The organism is Gordonia paraffinivorans (genome assembly GCF_900683595.1).
Taxonomy (GTDB): Bacteria; Actinomycetota; Actinomycetes; order Mycobacteriales; family Mycobacteriaceae; genus Gordonia; species Gordonia paraffinivorans.
This window is the reverse complement of record NZ_CAACYD010000006.1, coordinates 254,619-273,795: the sequence shown is the minus strand read 5'-3', so window position 1 is coordinate 273,795 and position 19,177 is coordinate 254,619. Positions and strand designations below refer to the sequence as shown.

Below are 19,177 nucleotides of genomic sequence, written 5' to 3'. Positions count from 1 at the left end.
GGGCCGTCTGGTCCGGTGACGCGGTCGAGTGGAGGGAGATGGCCATGACATCGGTGCTGGCGACCCCGCCCGCGGGCTCCGACCTGAGGCCCGTGCCGTGCTCGCACCGCAACAGCGTGCTCGAGATCATGTCGATGCGACGCGACCCGTTCGCCTTCTCCGACCGCCGGCTCGCCGAGTTCGGGCCGGTGTCGGGACTCGACGCCTTCGGCGTGCAGATGGTGATCAGCGGGAATCCGCGTGCCGCGCAGGAACTCCTGATGAACAAGGAGCGTGCGTTCGCCAACGGTCCGGCCTGGAGCCACTTCATCGGCCCGTTCTTCAACCGCGGCATCATGCTCCTGGACTTCGACGAGCACCGCCACCACCGGCACATCCTGCAGCAGGCCTTCGGCACCACCGCGCTCAAAGGCTACCTGCAGGAGATGCAGCCGATGATCGCCGACCGCGTCGCCGGGCTGCCGGTCGGGACGGTGAAGCTGTTCGAGCAGTTCAAGGCGGCTGGCGAGCCACCGTGACCCGGAGTTCTTCACCAACCCGGACATGTTCGATCCGGAACGCTTCTCGCCGGAGCGCGCCGAGGACAAGTCGCACCGCTTCGCGTGGATGCCCTTCGGCGGCGGCGTCCACAAGTGCATCGGCCTGTATTTTGGCCAGATGGAGATCAAGACGATCTTGCACCACCTGCTCCGCGGGTTCGAGTGGTCGGTCCCCGCCGACTACCGGATCCCGATGGACTACAGCGCGTTGCCCGTGCCCGCAGACAAACTCCCCGTCACCCTGCGGCGCCGGTGATCGCGTGGCAGACGATCTCGTGAAGGACGCAGTGAACCCCTCGACCGTGAAGACCCCGACCTCGGACACCCCCGCCGCGAACACCCGCGCGAAGGCCAAGGGCACCCGCAAGGTGCGCAACACCGCCAGCCCCGCAGACCAGGAAGCCGCCATCCTCGCGGCCGCCGGGGCGGAGTTCGCCTCGGTCGGCGTGCGACGGGCCAACGTCGACGAGGTCGCCGCACGGGCGGGCGTCAGCCGCAGCACCCTCTACCGTCGCTTCCCGAACAAGGAGGCCCTGCTCTACGCGGTCGCCAACGACGCCTACGAGCGCGGGATGAAGAAGCTCGAGGAGGCGGTCCGCGGCCTCGGCCCGAGGGAGGCGCTCGTCGAGGCCTTCGCGGTCGGCGCCGAGCTCGTCAAGAACGATCCGCTGCTGAGCCGCATGGTCCTCACCGATGCCGAGGTCAAGAGCATCACCTCGAAGATGACGTCGCTGTTCATCGACATGGTCACCGACCGGGTCGCCGCCACCCTTCGCGAGGAGGGCGCGCAGATGCCCGTGGAGGATCTGCTCGAGGCCGTCGAGATCCATGTGCGCCTGGTCATCTCGCTGCTGGAGACCCCGCCGTCGGACCCGGAACGCAACGAACCTCACCGGGTCCGCGAATTCGCGGCGAAGTTCCTCGCGCCGATGATCTGGTGACCGTGCCGCCCACCACCGCCGGCCGGTAGGCCGGTCGCGATCACCTGTACAACAGAAGACAATCCGAAACGAACACCCCAGGGGGAGCCGATGAGCCTGCGCGACAAACTGTCCCGGACGCCGAGCCACGAGGAGATCCGGGCCGCACTGAAGGACAAGGTCGTCGTGGTGACCGGCGGCGCACGCGGCATCGGCTTCGAGACCGCGACCCAGCTCTTCGACGCGGGCGCGAAGGTCGCGATCGGCGACGTCGACGGCGAGGCGGTCGGCAAGGCCGCCGCGGACCTCGGTATCGAGGGCATCGAGGTCGACGTCACCAGGCGTGAGTCCTTCGACGCGTTCCTCACCGAGGTCGAGTCGCGGCTCGGTCCGATCGACGTGCTCGTCAACAATGCCGGGATCATGCCCGTGGGACCGTTCCTGTCCTACGACGACACGATCATCCGGCGCACCTACGACATCGACGTGCTCGGCGTGATCATCGGCTCGCAGGAGGCCGCCCGCCGCATGGTCGCGCGGCGGACCGGTCACATCGTCAACATCGCCTCGACGGCCGGCCGGATCCCCACGCCGGGCCTGACCATCTACAACGGCGCCAAGGCCGCGGTCATCGAGTTCTCCGAGGCGCTCGATGCCGAACTCGGGCCGGAGGGCGTCAAGGTCAGCGCGGTCCTGCCGACCTTCACCCGCACCGCGCTGATCTCGGGTCTGCAGACCAACAAGTTCATCCAGACCGTCGAGCCCGGGGACGTCGCGCGGATCGTCGTGGAGACCATCGCCCGGCCGGTCGTGCGCGTCTACGCCCCGCGTTCGATGGGGTGGGCCGAGTCGTCTCCGCTGTTCCCGCAGTTCATGAAGCGGTTCAGCCGCAAGCTGACCAAGCTCGACTCGATCTTCCTGAACCCGGACCAGCAGGCGCGTGCCGCCTACTCCAGCCGCATCCGCGGGGAGAGGATCGACACCAAGGAGAACCGCCTGTAGTCGTGGCCAGGACTCCCTCGACGATCGCCGCCGCGCGGGCGGCACGACACGAGCTCACCGAGGCGCTCGACGACCTGCACGACCTCGAGGTCGAGGCGGGCCTGCGCCGTCCGGTGCCGCGCCGCCGCGTGCTCCTGCCGATCGCGGCAGCGGCCGTGGCACTGCTCCTCGCGGTGGTGGCCGTGGTCGCGTGGGTGCAGGCGCGTGATGCCTACACCGACGCCGACTACGAGCGGGCGGCCGCCGAGCGGGTCTCGGTGCTGATCGCGCCGGATCACCGGGATCCGCGCCGCGCACAGAAGATCCTGGCCGGTGCGACGGGCGCCTTCCACGACGAGTTCGCCCAGTCCGCCGACGCCTACACGGCGTTCGTCAAGGACAAGGGCGCGGTGTCGCGGTCCTGGGTGGACGGCACCGGGGTGTCTGCCCGCAAGGGCGACGCCGCAACGGTTCTCGTCGCAGCGACCGTGGTCTTCGCCGGTGACGCCGTATCAGAGGGCACAGCAGCAGAGGGGCCTGCGGCAGAGGGAGAGGCGCGTCGGTTTCGCCTGCGGGTGCTGGTGGAACCCGCAGGCGGCGCGCTGAAACTCGGGGCGGTGCAATACCTCCCATGACACGAGCCCGTACCGACGCACCGATCTCGGTGGCCGCTGCCGCCGTGCGGATCGCGGTGGTGATCGTCATCCTCGCCGGGGCACTGACGGCGGCCGGATTCGCCTGGCGCGCCGACCGTTCCGCAGCGCAGGTCGAGCAGAGCCGCGCGTCTCTGCACGACGCGGCGGGAACCGTCGTGGCCGAGGTCTTCTCCGTCGACGCCGCGCGGTGGCGGCAGGACCGGGCACGGGCTCGGGAACACGTCACCGGCGAGTTCCTCGAGAACTACGGCGGGCAGCTCGAGCGTCCGCCGGCGGACGGCGCCGTGTCGATCGTCTGGCGTCCCGAGGCGGTGGCCGTCGTGGACGCCGGCGCCGAGGAGGGGCAGGCGCTCATCCGGGCCGCGGTGACCGTGCGGTCCGCGGCAGCGGCCGAACCCGCCACCACGCGGCGGTCGGTGCTGGCCCGCTTCGTGAAGGTCGACGACTCGTGGCGACTGGCCGCGGCGGACGTGATCGGATGACGACGATGGGAACCGAGCAGGACTCCGCCCGGGTGCAACTCGCCCGGACCCGCGTAGAGGAGGCCACGCGGGCCGCCCGCCTCGCCGTGATCGCCGCGACCCCGCAGTTGCGCGCCAGGGCGCTACGGCGCACGCGGTACCTGCGGATCGGCCTGTACGCGGTGGCGGCACTGGTGGTCGTCCTGCTCGTCGCGACCGCGGTCGCGGCATGGCAGGTTCGAGGCCACGATCGCGAGGCCGAGTTGCAACGGAATGTCCTGGCGTCGGCGCGGGAGGCGATCACGAGCATGCTCACCGCCGATCCCGACCGTGCCGGGGCATACGTCGACGAGGTGCTCGCGGTCAGCACCGGACCCCAGCGCGAGCGCATCGAGAAGGCCCGCGACGTGCTCACGGCCGAGGTGGCCGGCCAGCCCGGTCCCAGTGTGGGGCAGGTGGTCTCGGCCGGGCTGGTCACCGATCCGGGATCCGACGACGAGGGTGCCCGGGCAGGTGTCCTGGTGGTCGCCGACGCGACGAACCCGGTGCTTCTCGGCGGGCGGCCCGACGACGGCGGGGAGAACCCCGGCGCGGACGCCGTCGACACCACCGCCGAACGTCTCACCGCGACCCTGACCATGGAGCGCACCGGCGACGGCTGGAAGATCGCCGAGGCGAGGCTGTCATGACAGAGCCGTTGCCCCCGCGGATGGGACGCCGCCTGCGCCGGCGCCTCGTCGCCGTCCGCGTCGTCACGGTCGTGGCCTTGCTCGTCGCGCTGATCGCGGGGATCGGGCTCCTGCGTACGCCGTCGGGGCCCGATGAGGCCGAGCGGGCGTCGATACTCGATGCCGCCCGTACCTCGGTCGAGTCGCTGATGACGTTCGGCCCCGAGGACCCCGCGAAGCGGCGTCGGGAGACCGACGCGCAGCTGGCCGATCCGCTGCGCCTGGAGTACCGGGGGCGCGGCGCGGACGTCGTCCTCCCGGGCGCGCAGGCGTCGTCGATCACGATGACCACGACGGTCGTGGGCGCGGGCCTGTCGGATCTCGCCGGCGACCGGGCGCGGGTGCTGGTGTTCGTCGACCAGATCGCGACCGTCGGCGAAGCGGGAAGGCCCACCGGCGGTGGCGAAAAACCCATGGACTCCAGGGAATCGGCCGCCGCAGGAGGTGAGAAGACCTCTTCCGCGAGGTGGGCTCTTATGCGTAAGGTCAACGGGAATTGGCTGTTGTCCGATCTGCAACCGGTCGGAGATGTGACCCGCTGAGCCACCTGCCGCAGCGCCGCCGGTCCCGGCGGCCGCACCGGCCGGGTGGGTGCGTGAGCGGGGAGAGGGGACGAGATGAGTGGATCGACCGCCGGAGTGGTCATCGTGGGCGCCGGACTGGGCGGGATCCGTGTCGCGGAGAACCTCCGCAACAACGGCTACACCGACCCGATAACCCTGGTCGGTGCCGAGACGCATCCACCGTATGACCGTCCGCCGCTGTCGAAGTCGGTGCTGCTCGGCAAGGACGACCGGGTGGACCTCAAACCCGCGGAGTTCTACGACGAGGCCGGCATCACCCTGCGCCTCGGCTCTGAGGTGACGGCCGTGTCGCCGTCGGACAAGACGATCACCCTGGCCTCGGGCGAGAGCATCGCCTACGACCACCTGGTGCTCGCCACCGGCCTGGAACCGCGTCCGTTCCCCGGCCTGGCGGACCGCGTCGAGGGCGTCCACATGATCCGTACCTACGACGACGCCGTCGCGCTGCGGGAGCAGATCGACTCGGCGACCGACGCCGTCGTCATCGGGGCCGGCTTCATCGGTTGTGAGGTCGCGGCCAGTCTCACCGCACGTGGTCTGAAGGTCGCCCTGGTCGAACCGGCCCCCACGCCACTGGCTCTCGCACTGGGCGAGGAGATCGGCGCGCTCGTCGCGCGTCTGCACACCGACAACGGCGTCGATCTCCGGACCGGGGTGGGGGTCGCCGAGATCGTCGCCCCCGACGGCGCGGTGCGCGCGGTCACGCTCGACGACGGCACCGAGCTGCCCGCCGACATCGTGGTCGTCGGCATCGGCTCGATCCCGGTGACCGGCTTCCTCGAGGGCTCCGGAATCGAACTCGCCGACCGCGCCCACGGCGGTGGGATCGCCTGCGACGCAACCGGACGCACCAGTGCTGCGGACGTCTACGCGGTCGGCGACGTCGCCAACTGGCTCGAGGACGACACGCCCCGCCGCGTCGAGCACTGGAACCACACCGTCGACCAGGCATCGGTGGTGGCCCACCAGATCATCGGCGGCGACGACGCCGTCGTGTCGGCGGTCCCGTACTTCTGGAGCGATCAGTTCGACCTCAAGATCCAGGTGCTCGGCGCACCACGGCCCGACGACGAGGTCCACGTCGTCGACGACGACGGCAAGAGGTTCCTGGCCTACTACAGTCGCGACGGCATCCTCACCGCCGTCGTCGGGGCGGGCAAGGTCGGCGCGGTCATGAGGACCCGGCCGAAGCTGCAGACGCCGACCCCCGTCGCCGATCTCCTCTAGGGCGCCGGTGGGTGCCGACCTCTCGGCGGAAGCGGTCGTCGCGGCGGCCGCGGAGCTCGCCGATCCCGAGCGCGCGGCCGACCTGGCCAGGTTCTTCCAGGCCCGCCCGGGCGGCTACGGCGAGGGTGACGAGTTCATCGGATTGAAGGTGCCGCAGCAGCGTGCGATCGCCAGGCGGTTCCGCGGGATCGCGCCGGACGAGGTCGTCCGCCTGCTCGATTCCCCGGTCCACGAACACCGGTTGATCGGGTTGTTCCTGCTGCGCGGCGAGTTCGAGAGGGCCCTGAACAGGCGATCCGGGCCGGACCGGGATGCCGCGAAGCGCTGGGTCGAGGTGTACCTCGATGCCGTGCGTCGCGGTCGCGTGAACAACTGGGATCTGGTGGACTCGTCCGCCGACCCGGTGCTGGGGGAGTGGTGCCACCATCTCGGCCAACTCGATCCCATCCTCGAACATGCTGCGCACCAGGACCTCTGGCTCCGGCGCGTCGGGATCATCGCCACCTTCGCCCACCTCAAGCACGGCGACGCCACGGCGCTGCTCGCCGTGGCGCCACTGGTGCGCGACGACCGTCGGGACCTCGTCCAGAAGGCGTTCGGGTGGATGCTGCGCGAGATGGGCAAGCGCGTCGACGAGCAGCTCCTCCTCGACTATCTCGAGGCCAACGCATCGCAGATGGGACGTACCGCCCTGACCTACGCCCTCGAACATCGGAGCCCGCAGGAGCGGGCGTACTACCGGTCGTTGTGACCGTCTGCCGGCGCTCGGCTAGCTGCCGCGTGCCACCCGCAGCGCGGCCCAGATCATCGGGAACTGGAACGGGAGACGCGCGAGGGCGACGATCTTGTAGGGCAGCGGCCTGTCCCACCACAGCCGCACCATGTTGAGGTTCGCCGGATACACCGCGATGAACAGCAGTGCCGAGAGATACCCTGCCGCCCGGCGGGTCCGGGGCGCGAGAAGGGCTGTGCCCAATCCGATCTCGGTGACGCCGGACAGGTAGGTGAGGGTGCGCGGATCACCCGGGATCTCCTCGGGGACGATCTCGTCGAACGGCTCGGGAGCCGCGAAGTGGAGCGCGCCGATGCCGAGCAGCATCGCTGCCAGCGCACGGGCGAGCGCGGCGGGATCCGATCGAAGGCGTGAGAGTCTTCCGACGACGGTGGTCATGCGATCGGGCTCCTTCGGTGTCGGTGTCGGTGTCGGTGTCGCCTCACGCTGCCACGGCGGCGGTGCTCAGAACTCGATCTTCAGCGAATCCGAGGTGGGCCGGGCCTGGCAGCCGAGGATGTAGCCGTCCTCGATGTCCTCGGGGTCGAGGGCGCCGGTGTTCTCCATCTCGACGGTGCCCTCGGTGAGAGTGCATGCGCACGAGCCGCATTCGCCCTCCTGGCAGGAGTACGGGGCGTCGAGTCCGGCGGCGAGCATGACGTCGACGAGCGTCCGCTTGCGCGGCCAGCTGAGCTTGTGGGTCTCCCCGTCGAGCTCCACCTCGACCGTCGCCGCGTCGGCCGCCTCCTCCTCGGTGACCTCGTCGAGTTCGACGTCGGCGAACGGGTCGCCGGACAGCGAGTTGTACACCTCGGTGTGGACGTTGTGGTGGGGGAAGTTCGCCTGCGTGAGCGCCTTGTGCACGGCGTCCATGAACGGCCCCGGCCCGCAGAGGTAGGCGACGTGGGTGCTCGAGTACGGGGCGAAGACGGACGCCAGGGCGTCGGCGGTGGGCAGGCCCTGAAGCGACTCCAGCCAGTGGATGACGGTGAGCCGATCGGCATGGGCGTGCAACAGATCCCGGAGCTCCGCGGCGAAGATGACGTCGTTCTCGGTGCGGTTGGCATAGAAGAACACCAGTGGCGCGCTGCTCTTCTGGAGCGCGGCCTTGAGGATCGACATCACCGGCGTCACGCCGCTGCCGGCGGCGATCAGAAGGAGCGGGTCGTCGTAGGACTTGGGGGTGAACACGCCGGATGGCGGGAGCACCTCGATCTGCGAGCCGGGGGTCAGGTTGTCGCACACCCAGTTGGAGCCGTACCCGTCGACGGTGCGCTTCACGGTCACCTTGGGGCGGGCGTCGGTGAACGGCGACGAGGCCAGCGAGTAGCAGCGGGCCACCGATCCGGTCAGGTCGCTGGGGATGCGGAGGGTGAGGAACTGGCCGGGCTTGTAGTCGGTGAAAGCGGCCGACGACGCCTCGGGCACCTCGAACTCGAAGGACTTCGCATCCGACGTCTCGTCGATCACCTCGGCCACGGTGAGGATCACGCTCCGTGAACCATGAGGGGTCAGGTCAGACATGTGGCAGCTCTCCGACGTCGAGGACCGGGCGGACCCGGGCCGAATTAGAACACGTTCTAGTTCAGAATAACCCACCGGGTGGGAGCACCACGAGGGCGTGCACCCCGCCAGCCTAGCCAGCCGGGCGCGCCGTCAACGAGGGGCGTCGGCGGCGGTGAGTGCGGCGACGCCTTCGGCCATGGTGCGCGCGCCCGTCTCGATCAGTGCCTCGAGATCGCTGCCGGGGTGGGCGAGCCACTGCTCGTAGGCGGCGAGTGCGGCGCCCAGGGACAGCCATCCGACGGTCTGGGGGAGGTGGTCGTCGGGCCTCATGTGCAGGCGTGCGGCACAGAATCCCGCGATGACCTGCCGCCAGTCGGCGTACATGATCATCGAATGCGCTTGCAGGGCCGGGACGCCCAGCAGCAGCGACATCCGGCGGCGGTGATTGTCGATCTCCTCGGGCGGGACGCGGTTGAACGAGACCAATGCCTCGACGAGGGCGTCGGCCATCGGGATGTCGTCGGGGATGCGTGCGAGGAGTTCGCGCAGTTCGTCGAGGTGGGCGTCGAACTCGCCCCAGGGGATCTCGTTCTTCGACGAGTAGTACCGGAACAGGGTGCGGCGGGCGATGCCGGCGGCCTCGGCGATGTCGTCGACGCTGGTCTCGTCGAACCCCCGGGTGGAGAAGAGTCGGATCGCGACAGCGCTGATCCGCGCCCGGGACGAGATGGGACGCCGCCCGGGTGTTGGGCGATGCGGACGCGCGTCCGACTGCTTGGTGGTCATCGACAGCACACCCTATGAGACCTGCTCGCGGCTGACGAGAGCGTTGGCGGAATACGGGGCCTTCGACCTGTCCGTTGGGACAGTTTCGGCCGCGCCTCTGGTTTTCTGCACCGGGTGCCACTACAGTCTCACGTGATCGCAGTCACGATCAACCGTCAAGAGAGGAATGGATCATGGCAGATCAGTCCCCGGTGAACAGCCAGAACGAGGAGCTCATCGCCGAGTCCCTCGTCGAAGAGGTGTCGATCGACGGGATGTGCGGGGTCTACTGATGTCGGCCCCGACATCGAATCCGACCTCCGGCGGCCGCGTTCCGGCCGCCGGGGTCCGGTTCGACACCCCCGAGACCGGCGCGACATCTCCCGGCGATCAGGGCTTCGACGCCCTCGCCGCATGGGAGCTCAACCCGAAGGTGGCCCTGCGGCCCGAACCGTTCGGAGCCCTGCTCTACCACTTCGGCACCCGCAAGCTCTCGTTCCTGAAGAACCTGACGGTGGTGGGCATCGTGCAGTCCCTCGCCGATCACGATTCCGCCGAGGCCGCGCTGGCCTCCGCCGGGATCACCCCCGCGCAGCGGCCGTTGTACGTGCAGGCGCTCACCACGCTCGCCGACAGCGGGATGATCACCCGCCGCGCCGCCTGAGCCCCTCGTGAACCCCCTCGCCGCACCACGTCGACAGCCCCGACGAGCCGGCGACGCCGGCCGGATCGCGATCCGGCCGCACCGGCCGCACCGGCCGCTCCCGTAGTCCCGCAGACCCCAGTCCAGCCCAGACCTTAGGACCGCCACGATGACCACCATCGAGATGCCGCCCACCGCAACAGGACTCCTGACCCCGCCGCCCGTGGCCGACCAGCCCCCCAAGGTCGGCCGGCTCGTCGACCAGTTCGAGCGCGGCCTTGACGCGCCGATCTGCCTCACCTGGGAGCTGACGTACGCGTGCAATCTCGCCTGCGTGCACTGTCTGTCGTCGTCGGGCAAGCGCGACCCGCGCGAGCTGTCGACCGAGCAGTGCAAGGAGATCATCGACGAGCTGCAGCGCATGCAGGTCTTCTACGTCAACATCGGCGGCGGTGAGCCGACCGTGCGCCCGGACTTCTGGGAACTCGTCGACTACGCCACCAGCCATCAGGTGGGAGTCAAGTTCTCCACCAACGGATTGCGCATCGACAAGAAGGTCGCCGCGCGTCTGGCGGCGTCGGACTACGTCGACGTGCAGATCTCGCTCGACGGCGCGACTGCCGAGGTCAACGACGCCGTGCGCGGTCCGGGCTCGTTCGACATGGCCGTGCGCGCACTGGAGAACTTGGCCGAGGCCGGGTTCAAGGACGCGAAGATCAGCGTCGTCATGACGCGGCAGAACGTCGCCCAGCTCGACGAGTTCAAGGCGCTGGCGGATCGGTACGACGCCACCCTGCGCATCACCAGGCTGCGTCCGTCGGGGCGCGGCGCCGACGTCTGGGACGACCTGCACCCGCTGCCGGAGCAGCAGCGCGAACTCTACGATTGGCTTGTCGCACACGGTGACCGCGTGCTGACCGGCGACTCGTTCTTCCATCTGTCGGCCTTCGGCTCCGATTCCGGCGGCGGCCTGCCCGGCCTCAACCTGTGCGGCGCGGGTCGCGTCGTCTGCCTCATCGACCCGGTCGGCGACGTCTACGCGTGCCCCTTCGCGATCCACGAGAACTTCCTCGCGGGCAACATCCTCACCGACGGCGGATTCCAGGAGATCTGGCAGCGCTCGGATCTGTTCACCGAACTCCGCGAGCCGCAGAACGCCGGCGCCTGCACCAAGTGCGCGCACTTCGACGCGTGCCGGGGCGGCTGCATGGCGGCCAAGTTCTTCACCGGGCTGCCGCTGGCCGGCCCCGACCCCGAGTGCGTCCAGGGGTACGGCGAGGAGCTGCTCGCCGGTGAGCGCGTGAAACCGACCGCGAACAAGGATCATTCGCGCGGCACCCCGCTCACCCTGATGACCCGGCGGCCCGACGGCGACCTCGCGCCGGTCGGCCGGCCCACCAAGTCCTGTGACGAGAACCCGCTGGCCGGGTTCGACCCTGCCGCCCGGTAACCCACCGGCGGCCGACCGTGAACCGGACCGTCCACCGGGGAAGCGACCGAGCATCCCCGGCGACGGCCCGTGTCCGAGAAGAAGAGTGAGTGACAAATGGCTCTCAACCCCTGGGCGAAGAACCCGTGGTTCGAAACGGTCACCGAGGCGCAGCGCCGTGCGAAGAAGCGCCTGCCGAAGTCGGTGTACTCGTCGCTGGTCGCCGGCACCCAGGCCGGTGTGACCCTCGACGACAACGTCAAGGCGTTCTCCGAACTCACCTGGGCGCCGCATGTCGTGGGCGCTCAGGCCGAGCGCGAGATGGCGACCTCGGTGATGGGCCAGGACATCTCGTTCCCGGTCATGATCTCGCCGACCGGCGTGCAGGCCGTCGACCCCGAGGGCGAGGTCGCCGTCGCCCGCGCCGCCGCCGCCCGTGGCACCGCGATGGGCCTGTCGAGTTTCGCCTCGCACCCCGTCGAGGAGGTCACGGCGGTCAACGACAAGATCTTCTTCCAGATCTACTGGCTCGGCAGCCGCGACGACATCCTCATGCGCGCCGAGCGTGCCAAGGCGGCCGGCGCCAAGGGCCTCATCGTGACCACCGACTGGGTGTTCAACGTCGGCCGTGACTGGGGCAGCCCGGAGATCCCCGAGAAGGTGAACCTCAAGGCCCTCGTGCGACTCGGTCCGGAGATCGCGGTCAAGCCGCGCTACGCACTCGATTGGGTCAAGGGAGGCAAGGTCACCATCCCCGACCTCACCGCGCCCAACCTGACGCCGCAGGGCGTTCCGGGACCGACGTTCTTCGGCGCCTACGGCGAGTGGATGAACACCCCGCCGCCCACCTGGGAGGACCTGAAGTGGCTGCGTGAGCAGTGGGACGGCCCGTTCATGGTCAAGGGCATCACCCGGCTCGACGACGCCAAGCGGGCCGTCGACATCGGCGCCACGGCCATCTCGGTCTCCAACCATGGCGGCAACAACCTCGACGGCACGCCCGCGACCATCCGCCTGTTGCCCGACATCGCCAAGGCGGTCGGCAACGACCTCGAGGTCCTGCTCGACGGCGGCATCCGCCGCGGCAGCGACGTCGCCAAGGCGCTCGCGCTCGGCGCCAAGGCGGTCATGATCGGTCGCGCCTACCTCTGGGGCCTCGCGGCCAACGGTCAGGCGGGCGTGGAGAACGTGCTCGACCTGATGCGCATGGGTCTCGACGGGGTTCTGATGGGCCTCGGGCACAAGAGCATCCACGACCTGTCCCCCGAGGACCTGCTCATCCCCGACGGCTTCACCCGCGCCTTCGGCACGGACTGAGCCGCGCGGCCGGCACGCGCCGCTTGCCGTGGCCGCATCGCATCCCGCCCGCCGCCCGGATCTCCGCAGATCCGGCCGGCGGGCGGAGTGTGTTCAACGCCCCGGGCACCCAACTAGAACGTGTTACAGTTCTGCCATGGGACAGTTCGACGGCAAGGTCGTCTACATCACCGGCATCGCCCGTGGTCAGGGCCGCAATCACGCGGTCCGCTTCGCCCGTGAGGGGGCTTCGATCGTGGGCCTGGACATCGCGGGTCCGATCATCGACCACGCGACCTACCCCCCGGCCACGCGCGAGGATCTCGACGAGACCATCCGCCTCGTCGAGGAGGCGGGCGGAAAGATCATTGCGCGGCAGGGTGATACGCGCGATCTCGCCTTCCAGCAGCAGCTCGTCGCCGACGCCGTGGAGCAGTTCGGCCGCCTCGACCACGTCATCGCCAACGCCGGCGTGCTGACGTGGGGGAGTGTCTGGGAGCTGAGCGAGGAGCAGTTCGGCGACGTCGTCGACATCAACCTGGTGGGCTCCTGGAAGACCCTGAAGGCCACGGTGCCGGCGATGCTGGAGGCCGGCAACGGCGGATCGATCACGATCATCAGCTCGGTCGCCGGTCTCAAGCCGATGCCGTTCCAGGCGTCGTACTCGGCGTCGAAGGCGGGCCTCATCGGGCTGGCGCAGTCCGCGGCCAAGGAGCTCGGCCGGCACCGTATCCGCGTCAACAGCGTGCACCCGTACGCGGTCAACACCCCGATGGGCGTGGCCGACACCGAAGCCCATCGGCTCTTCGGAATCCCCTGGGTCGGACCCCATTTCGCGTCGATGCTGGACTACCACCCGGTCGCCTCGCTCGACGAGATCTCCGACGCGGTGCTCTACCTCGCGTCCGACTCCGCCAAGGGCATCACCGGCGCGGAGTTCCAGATCGACATGGGGCACTCGAAGGTCTGAGCCCGCGCGCGGACGCCGACGCCCGACGTCGGTTCCGGACAAGCGAAAACGCCGCTGCCGGCGTGAGAGTCCACCAGGGATCTCACGCCGGCAGCGGCGTTCGCGCGCGGGCTCGGGTCAGTCGGCCCAGAGGGTCTTCGGGTCGACGGCCTCGGTGGCCGGGGGCTCCGGCGTCTCCGGCTTGGTGCGCGAGAAGCGCGGGGCGACCTGCGCCTGGGTGACCCCGTCGATGTCGACGAGATTCTCGCGGGCGGCCATGTGCGGATCCTGCGGCGCCTCGGCGAACGTCAGGACCGGGGAGACGCACGCGTCGGTGCCGTCGAAGATCTCCGCCCACTCGTCGCGGGTGCGGGTCTTGAAGGTCTCGGTGAAGATCTCCTTGAGCTTGCCCCAGTTGGCGAAGTCGTTCTGCTCGGGGATGTCGGCGTCGGACAGGCCCAGTCCCTTGATGAACTCCGCGTAGAACTGCGGCTCGATGGCGCCGACGGCCATGTACTTGCCGTCGGAGGTCTCGTAGACCTCGTAGTAGGGGGCGCCGGTGTCGAGCATGTTCACGCCGCGCCGGTCCTGCCACAGGCCGGTGCCGCGGAACGCCCACATCATCTGTCCCAGAACGGAAGCCCCGTCGACCATCGCGGCGTCGACGACCTGTCCCTTGCCGGACACCCCGCGCTCGAGGAGGGCGGCGAGGATGCCGACGACGAGGAACATCGACCCGCCGCCGAAGTCGCCGACCAGGTTGAGCGGCGGCACCGGACGATCGTCGGCGCGGCCGATCGCGTGCAGCATGCCGGTCAGCGAGATGTAGTTGATGTCATGGCCGGCGAGGTTCGCGCGCGGGCCGTCCTGGCCCCAGCCGGTCATGCGGCCGTAGACGAGTCCCGGGTTGACCTTCTCGAGGTCCTCGGGGCCGAATCCGAGGCGCTCCATGACGCCCGGACGGAAGCCCTCGATGACGACGTCGGCCTTGGCGACGAGGTCGAGGATCGTGGCGCGATCGGTCTCGTCCTTCAGGTTGGCCTCGACCACCTTGCGTCCGCGCAGCAGGGCATCGGCCTTGCGGCCGGGCTGGGGGAGACCGCCGGGCCGCTGGACGCGGACCACGTCGGCGCCGAGGTCGGCCAGCAACATCGCGGCGTGCGGACCCGGTCCGATACCCGCGAACTCGATGACGCGGATCGAGCTCAGCGGGCCGGACTTTCCGCTGGTGTGTGCTGTCGTACTGCTCATGTGTCGTCCTCCGGTCGTTGTACTGCCCTGTGTCAGGCGTCACGCGTACGCAAAAGCATCGCATACCCGATCGAACGTTCGTCAGAGTGGTCTGAGCCACGTCATCCGCCGATTGCGGCCAGGTTTTTCGGCTGAGGGGCAGAAGTGGGGCAGCGGGATCGCTAGCATTGGTCGAATGACAGGACCGTCGACGCTCGGGCAGCGCAGCTGGCCAGATCTCGATGGCAAGACGATCACCCTCGTCGTCCCGCTCGGTTCGGTCGAACAGCACGGTCCGCACCTGCCGCTCGACGCCGACACCAGGATTGCCGCCGCCGTCGCCGACGGCGTCTGTGACGGAACGTCCGGCGAGGACGTCCTGCGCGCGCCCGACCTCAACTACGGCGCCTCGGGTGAACACGAGGGCTTCCCCGGCACCATCTCGATCGGCCACGACGCGCTGAAGGCGATGCTCGTCGAGTACGGCCGCAGCGCGTGTCGCTGGGCCCGCCGCATCCTCTTCGTCAACGGGCACGGGGGCAACACCCGCACCCTGATCGAAGCGGTGTCTCTGCTGCGTTATGAGGGACGGGACGCCGCGTGGTTCCCGTGCGCGTTCCCGGATGCCGACGCCCACGCGGGGTTCACCGAAACCTCTGTGCTGCTGCATGTCTCGCCCGAGTCGGTGGCGCTGGAGCGTGCAGTCGTGGGCAACCGCGAACCGGTGGGCGCGCTCCTGGGGGCGATGCGGGAGTCGGGCGTGGCGGCCGTGAGTCCCAACGGCGTGCTCGGTGACCCCGCCGGCGCGACCGCCGACGAGGGCCGGCGACTCCTCGACGATGTCACCGGGCAGTTGCGCTCCGCGCTGTCGTCCTGGGAGGTCGACGGACGGGGGCGGCTGACATGACCGCACTGGGCGACAAGGGCCCCCGCCGGGCGGGCGTCATCGGGGGCGACACCCCGTCGGGGGAGTGCGCCGACGCCGACGGCTCGCTCGACGACACCGTTGCGGCGCAACAGGGTCCGGACACCGAGGCGGAGAATCCGACGCCGGACGGCGCCGTCGACCGGACTCCACCGGCCTCCCGGGATCTCCCGGACGGGTTCCAGGTGCAGATCGACCTGCGGGCGGCCCGCGGCGGCGACCTGCGCCACCTCGTCGGCGGATCGCCCACCAGGCTGATGCGGATGTCCGACACCGCACTCGGCATGACCTCGGACGACGGGCGGATCGAGGTGTGCGACACCGTGACCCGCCGCCTCGCGCGCGCACTCCTCGACGCCGGGGTGGCCAACCCGCGCCCGATGTTCGGGCCCCGTGCCGACGACGTCACCGTGGTCATCCCGGTCAAGGACAACCAGGCGGGCGTCGATCGGCTCGTCGATGCACTCGACGGACTGAAGGTGATCGTCGTCGACGACGGGTCCGACGTCCCGATCACCGGCCGGCGTCCGGACGTCACGGTGATCCGATTCGATTCCAATCGCGGCCCCTCGGCAGCGCGCAACGCCGGAGTGGAGGCTGCGGCAACGGATTTCGTCGCCTTCCTGGATTCGGACGTCGTGCCCGAGCCGGACTGGCTGACGGTGCTGCTCACGCACTTCTCCGACCCCTCGGTCGGTGCCGTCGCGCCACGCATCGTCGGACTCCGGGCGGCCGGCGGGTCGGCATCCGTCGCGGAACGGTACGAGAACGGCTGGTCGTCGCTGGACATGGGGCCGGAGGAGTCCGCGGTCCTGCCGTCCACCCGCGTCCCGTACGTGCCGAGTGCGGCGATGGTCGTGCGTCGTTCGGCGTTCTGCGGGTTCGACGAGTCGCTGCGGGTCGCCGAGGATGTGGACCTGTGCTGGCGGATGCATGCCGCAGGCTGGCGCATCCGCTACGACCCGGTCGCCCGGGTGGCGCACGATCACCGCACGAACCTGCGCGAGGTCCTGTCCCGACGATGCTTCTACGGGACCGGCGCGGCGCACCTCGCGTCCCGGCACGGCGATCGCGCCGCCCCGCTGGTGATGTCTCTCCCGATGGCGGCCGCCGTCGTCGCACTGCTGACCCGGACACGACTCGGCGCGGCCATCGCGATGCTCATCTTCACCCAGATGGCCGTCCGGCTGCGGCGTCGCCTGGGCAACCTGCCGTCGGCCCCGCTCGTGTCGGCGCAGCTGACATCGCGGGCCGCCGGGTACGGGTTGCTGCAGGCGGCCGACGCGATCTGCCGGCACTACTGGCCGGTGGCGTTGCTGCTGGCGCTGATCTCCCGGAGGTTCCGGAGGCTGGCCGTCCAGGTGGCGATCGTCGAGGGGGTGGTGTCCTGGGTCCGGGACCTCATCGCGGACCCGACGACCCCGCCCGCTCTCGGACCGGTCCGCTACCTGCTGATGCACCGCCTCGACGACCTCGCCTACGGCGCCGGCCTGTGGCAGGGTGTCATCGCCGCGAAGGACCCGGAGGCGCTGCGCCCCGTCATATCCCGATGACGGGGCAGGACACCGGGGACCTCGTCGTCGACGTCGTCATCGTGGGCGCGGGCAGCGCGGGATGCGTGCTGGCCGAGCGACTCTCTCGCGACCCCGGACGTGAGGTCGTCCTCCTCGAACGCGGTCCGGACCGATGGCCCGGACCCGAGGAGCTCGACCTCGCGCGACTGCCGATCGGCGACGACTCCCGGCATGCGGTCCGGCACGACACCGATCTCCCCGGACTCGCTGCGGCGCGCGGTTCGGCGATCGGGGGCTCGTCCGCCGTCAACGGCGCCTACTTCCTGCGGTGGCACCGCGACGACTTCGCCTCCTGGCCGCGTGGATGGGATCTCGACCGGATCGAATCCGCCTACGACGAACTCGACGGGCCCGGCGGGACCATGGGGGTCTCGCCGGTGGCCGACGACGAACTCGGCGACGCGGGCGAGTCCTTCGAGCGGTACTGGGCGGCGCGCGCCGATGTGCGGCCGCCCGAGGAGCGATGGCCGGTGACCGGTGTCAACCGGGTTCGCAGCAATCGCGTTGGGTCGCTGCGCCGCACCGCGGCGGAGGCGTATCTCTCGCGGGCGCTCGACAGGCCGAATCTGCGGGTCGTCGCCGGGTGTGAGGTCCTCGGCCTCGACACCGCCGGAAACGCCGTGACCGGGGTGCGGGCCGCCCGCCTGTCGGTGTCGGCGGGGGAGGTGATCCTCTGCGCCGGAACGCTGGGAACCGCGCATCTGCTCCTCGGTTCCGGACTCGACGTGACCGGTGGCCACGACCATCTGGGGGCGTTCGAACACCGAGGGCTCGCGGTCTTCTACCGCCGGCGTCGCCCCGCCGCGTCGGGCATGGTGCTGCCGACCGTCCTGCACACCGCCGATGTCTTCGAGATCCGTTGCTACCGAGATGATCTCGCTGCCTACATCGCCGGGTTGCCCGCGGTCGGGGCAATGGTCGAGGTGACCTCGATGCGGCCGTCGCCGGTGCGTCTCGTCGACGCGGATGCCCGGGTCCGGCTCGAGTTCGGCGAGATGGATTCGGAGGTCGCCGAGTCGATGCGCGCCCACGCCGGCGCGGCGGCGGACATGCTGAACTCGCCCGACTTCGCCGACATCGTCGTGCCGGGCAGCGTGTCGGTCGCCGATGTGCCGGGCTTCTCGCAGCACTGCTGGGGCACCATGCCGATGGGGGAGCGCACCGACCGACTCGGCGGCGTCCTCGGGGTGCGGGGGTTGCGCATCGTCGACGGGTCGATCCTGCCGAGCGGCGGACGCAGCGGGCCGCACGCGACGATCATGATGACGGCGGTCGCGATCGGCGACGAACTGGCGGGCCTGCGGTGAGTTCGCACATGCGCGATCAGGACGGATCGACGACGGAATCGGCCGTGTCCGTGCTCGCCGCCGTCGGCACGACGTACGTCGAGTCGTTGACCGTCAAGAGATCTCGCTTCGTCGCCACCGTGACGTCGATCGGTTCCGAGTCCGACTTCCGCGGCTTTCTCGATGCGGTCCGCGGCGAGCATCACGGTGTGCACCACGCGTGCTGGGCGTTCTCCCTGGGCACCGGGGCCCGACAGGTCACGCGGTCCTCCGACGACGGCGAGCCCACCGGGACCGCCGGACCGCCGATCCTCGCGGCCCTGCAGACCAGGCACGTCACGAACGCGGCGATCGTGGTGGTCCGCTATTACGGCGGGATCCAGCTCGGGACCGGGGGACTGGTCCGGGCCTACGGCTCGGTCGCCCGTGCCGCTCTCGACGGGGCACCGTTACGCGCGGCGAAATCGACCAGCCGCGTGCGGTTCTCGGTGCCGATCGCCGACGCCGGCCGAATCGAGCAGGCCGTCCACGCGATGGGCGCCGTGCGCGCATCCGACTACCGGGTGCACTCGGTCTCGTTCCTGGTGGAGGTCGACGCCTCGGACGAGGAGACACTGTGTGACCGCGTCATGTCCCTCACGTCGGGTGCGGCATCGATCGTCGACGTCGACCGGGTCGTCGCGTGAGGGTGGGGCGGCGACCTAGG

General features: G+C 70.0%; 21 protein-coding genes and 1 pseudogene. 18 read left to right on the top strand and 4 right to left on the bottom strand.

Features of this window, described 5'->3' with window-relative positions; translation table 11 throughout:
- Positions 1 to 44: 44 nt before the first annotated feature.
- The 9 genes and pseudogenes from E1P53_RS08105 to E1P53_RS08065 all read left to right on the top strand — a co-directional run bounded on the left by E1P53_RS08105 (position 45) and on the right by E1P53_RS08065 (position 6,847).
- A pseudogene (locus tag E1P53_RS08105) lies at positions 45 to 795 on the top strand (cytochrome P450).
- A gap of 46 nt (positions 796 to 841) precedes the next feature.
- On the top strand, positions 842 to 1,480 hold the full coding sequence (locus E1P53_RS08100) for a TetR/AcrR family transcriptional regulator (protein WP_006899335.1): 639 nt from the start codon (positions 842 to 844) through the stop codon (positions 1,478 to 1,480).
- Between the two features lie 90 nt (positions 1,481 to 1,570).
- Positions 1,571 to 2,461, top strand: coding sequence for an SDR family oxidoreductase (locus tag E1P53_RS08095; protein ID WP_131733971.1), 891 nt, complete (start codon positions 1,571 to 1,573; stop codon positions 2,459 to 2,461).
- A 2-nt stretch (positions 2,462 to 2,463) separates the two neighbouring features.
- Positions 2,464 to 3,075, top strand: coding sequence for an Rv1363c family protein (locus E1P53_RS08090; protein ID WP_131733970.1), 612 nt, complete (start codon positions 2,464 to 2,466; stop codon positions 3,073 to 3,075).
- Positions 3,072 to 3,578, top strand: coding sequence for a hypothetical protein (locus E1P53_RS08085; RefSeq protein WP_131733969.1), 507 nt, complete (start codon positions 3,072 to 3,074; stop codon positions 3,576 to 3,578). The genes E1P53_RS08090 and E1P53_RS08085 overlap by 4 nt, the downstream gene beginning before the upstream one ends.
- Before the next feature lie 5 nt (positions 3,579 to 3,583).
- On the top strand, positions 3,584 to 4,246 hold the full coding sequence (locus tag E1P53_RS08080; protein WP_131734522.1) for a hypothetical protein: 663 nt from the start codon (positions 3,584 to 3,586) through the stop codon (positions 4,244 to 4,246).
- Positions 4,243 to 4,827, top strand: a complete 585-nt coding sequence (locus E1P53_RS08075; protein ID WP_131733968.1) for a hypothetical protein — start codon at positions 4,243 to 4,245, stop codon at positions 4,825 to 4,827. The genes E1P53_RS08080 and E1P53_RS08075 overlap by 4 nt, the downstream gene beginning before the upstream one ends.
- 75 nt (positions 4,828 to 4,902) lie before the next feature.
- Positions 4,903 to 6,096, top strand: a complete 1,194-nt coding sequence (locus E1P53_RS08070; RefSeq protein WP_131733967.1) for an NAD(P)/FAD-dependent oxidoreductase — start codon at positions 4,903 to 4,905, stop codon at positions 6,094 to 6,096.
- Between the two features lie 7 nt (positions 6,097 to 6,103).
- Positions 6,104 to 6,847, top strand: a complete 744-nt coding sequence (locus E1P53_RS08065; RefSeq protein ID WP_131733966.1) for a DNA alkylation repair protein — start codon at positions 6,104 to 6,106, stop codon at positions 6,845 to 6,847.
- 18 nt (positions 6,848 to 6,865) lie between these two features.
- Here the strand turns inward: E1P53_RS08065 and E1P53_RS08060 are convergent, their stop codons facing one another.
- The 3 genes from E1P53_RS08060 to mftR form a co-directional block, all read right to left on the bottom strand.
- Positions 6,866 to 7,267 carry a DoxX family protein gene (locus tag E1P53_RS08060; RefSeq protein ID WP_131733965.1) on the bottom strand — a complete coding sequence of 134 codons (402 nt, stop codon included), beginning with the start codon at positions 7,265 to 7,267 and terminating at the stop codon, positions 6,866 to 6,868.
- A gap of 66 nt (positions 7,268 to 7,333) precedes the next feature.
- A complete protein-coding gene (locus E1P53_RS08055; protein WP_006899345.1) occupies positions 7,334 to 8,392 on the bottom strand; it encodes a ferredoxin--NADP reductase in 1,059 nt (352 codons plus the stop codon).
- Positions 8,393 to 8,524: 132 nt separating this feature from the next.
- Positions 8,525 to 9,160, bottom strand: coding sequence for a mycofactocin system transcriptional regulator MftR (gene mftR / locus E1P53_RS08050; RefSeq protein WP_131733964.1), 636 nt, complete (start codon positions 9,158 to 9,160; stop codon positions 8,525 to 8,527).
- A 173-nt stretch (positions 9,161 to 9,333) separates the two neighbouring features.
- Between mftR and mftA the strand changes: the two genes are divergently transcribed.
- The 5 genes from mftA (at position 9,334) to E1P53_RS08025 (ending at position 13,477) form a co-directional block, all read left to right on the top strand.
- On the top strand, positions 9,334 to 9,432 hold the full coding sequence (mftA, locus tag E1P53_RS08045) for a mycofactocin precursor MftA (RefSeq protein ID WP_083900191.1): 99 nt from the start codon (positions 9,334 to 9,336) through the stop codon (positions 9,430 to 9,432).
- The gene (gene mftB, locus E1P53_RS08040) at positions 9,432 to 9,803 is read left to right on the top strand and encodes a mycofactocin biosynthesis chaperone MftB (protein WP_131733963.1); all 372 of its coding nucleotides are present in this window, start codon (positions 9,432 to 9,434) and stop codon (positions 9,801 to 9,803) included. The genes mftA and mftB overlap by 1 nt, the downstream gene beginning before the upstream one ends.
- Positions 9,804 to 9,951: 148 nt before the next feature.
- The gene (gene mftC, locus E1P53_RS08035) at positions 9,952 to 11,232 is read left to right on the top strand and encodes a mycofactocin radical SAM maturase (protein ID WP_131733962.1); all 1,281 of its coding nucleotides are present in this window, start codon (positions 9,952 to 9,954) and stop codon (positions 11,230 to 11,232) included.
- Positions 11,233 to 11,328: 96 nt separating this feature from the next.
- The gene (gene mftD, locus E1P53_RS08030; RefSeq protein WP_131733961.1) at positions 11,329 to 12,528 is read left to right on the top strand and encodes a pre-mycofactocin synthase MftD; all 1,200 of its coding nucleotides are present in this window, start codon (positions 11,329 to 11,331) and stop codon (positions 12,526 to 12,528) included.
- A 136-nt stretch (positions 12,529 to 12,664) separates the two neighbouring features.
- Positions 12,665 to 13,477 carry a mycofactocin-coupled SDR family oxidoreductase gene (locus tag E1P53_RS08025; RefSeq protein ID WP_109237606.1) on the top strand — a complete coding sequence of 271 codons (813 nt, stop codon included), beginning with the start codon at positions 12,665 to 12,667 and terminating at the stop codon, positions 13,475 to 13,477.
- Between the two features lie 117 nt (positions 13,478 to 13,594).
- On the opposite strand, the gene E1P53_RS08020 is transcribed toward E1P53_RS08025, so the two are convergent.
- Positions 13,595 to 14,707 carry a CaiB/BaiF CoA transferase family protein gene (locus tag E1P53_RS08020; protein WP_006899351.1) on the bottom strand — a complete coding sequence of 371 codons (1,113 nt, stop codon included), beginning with the start codon at positions 14,705 to 14,707 and terminating at the stop codon, positions 13,595 to 13,597.
- Positions 14,708 to 14,882: 175 nt separating this feature from the next.
- Here E1P53_RS08020 and mftE point away from each other — a divergent pair, with 175 nt between their 5' ends.
- From mftE to E1P53_RS08000, 4 genes are read left to right on the top strand one after another with little or no spacing between them, the layout of a single operon-like run.
- Complete coding sequence (gene mftE / locus E1P53_RS08015) at positions 14,883 to 15,593, top strand: mycofactocin biosynthesis peptidyl-dipeptidase MftE (protein WP_131733960.1); 711 nt, start codon at positions 14,883 to 14,885, stop codon at positions 15,591 to 15,593.
- Positions 15,590 to 17,164, top strand: coding sequence for a mycofactocin biosynthesis glycosyltransferase MftF (gene mftF, locus E1P53_RS08010; protein ID WP_131733959.1), 1,575 nt, complete (start codon positions 15,590 to 15,592; stop codon positions 17,162 to 17,164). The genes mftE and mftF overlap by 4 nt, the downstream gene beginning before the upstream one ends.
- Positions 17,161 to 18,492: a mycofactocin system GMC family oxidoreductase MftG gene (gene mftG / locus E1P53_RS08005; protein ID WP_131733958.1), complete on the top strand. Its 1,332-nt coding sequence runs from the start codon at positions 17,161 to 17,163 to the stop codon at positions 18,490 to 18,492. The genes mftF and mftG overlap by 4 nt, the downstream gene beginning before the upstream one ends.
- Before the next feature lie 8 nt (positions 18,493 to 18,500).
- Positions 18,501 to 19,157 carry an IMPACT family protein gene (locus E1P53_RS08000; RefSeq protein WP_244941142.1) on the top strand — a complete coding sequence of 219 codons (657 nt, stop codon included), beginning with the start codon at positions 18,501 to 18,503 and terminating at the stop codon, positions 19,155 to 19,157.
- Positions 19,158 to 19,177 lie beyond the last annotated feature (20 nt).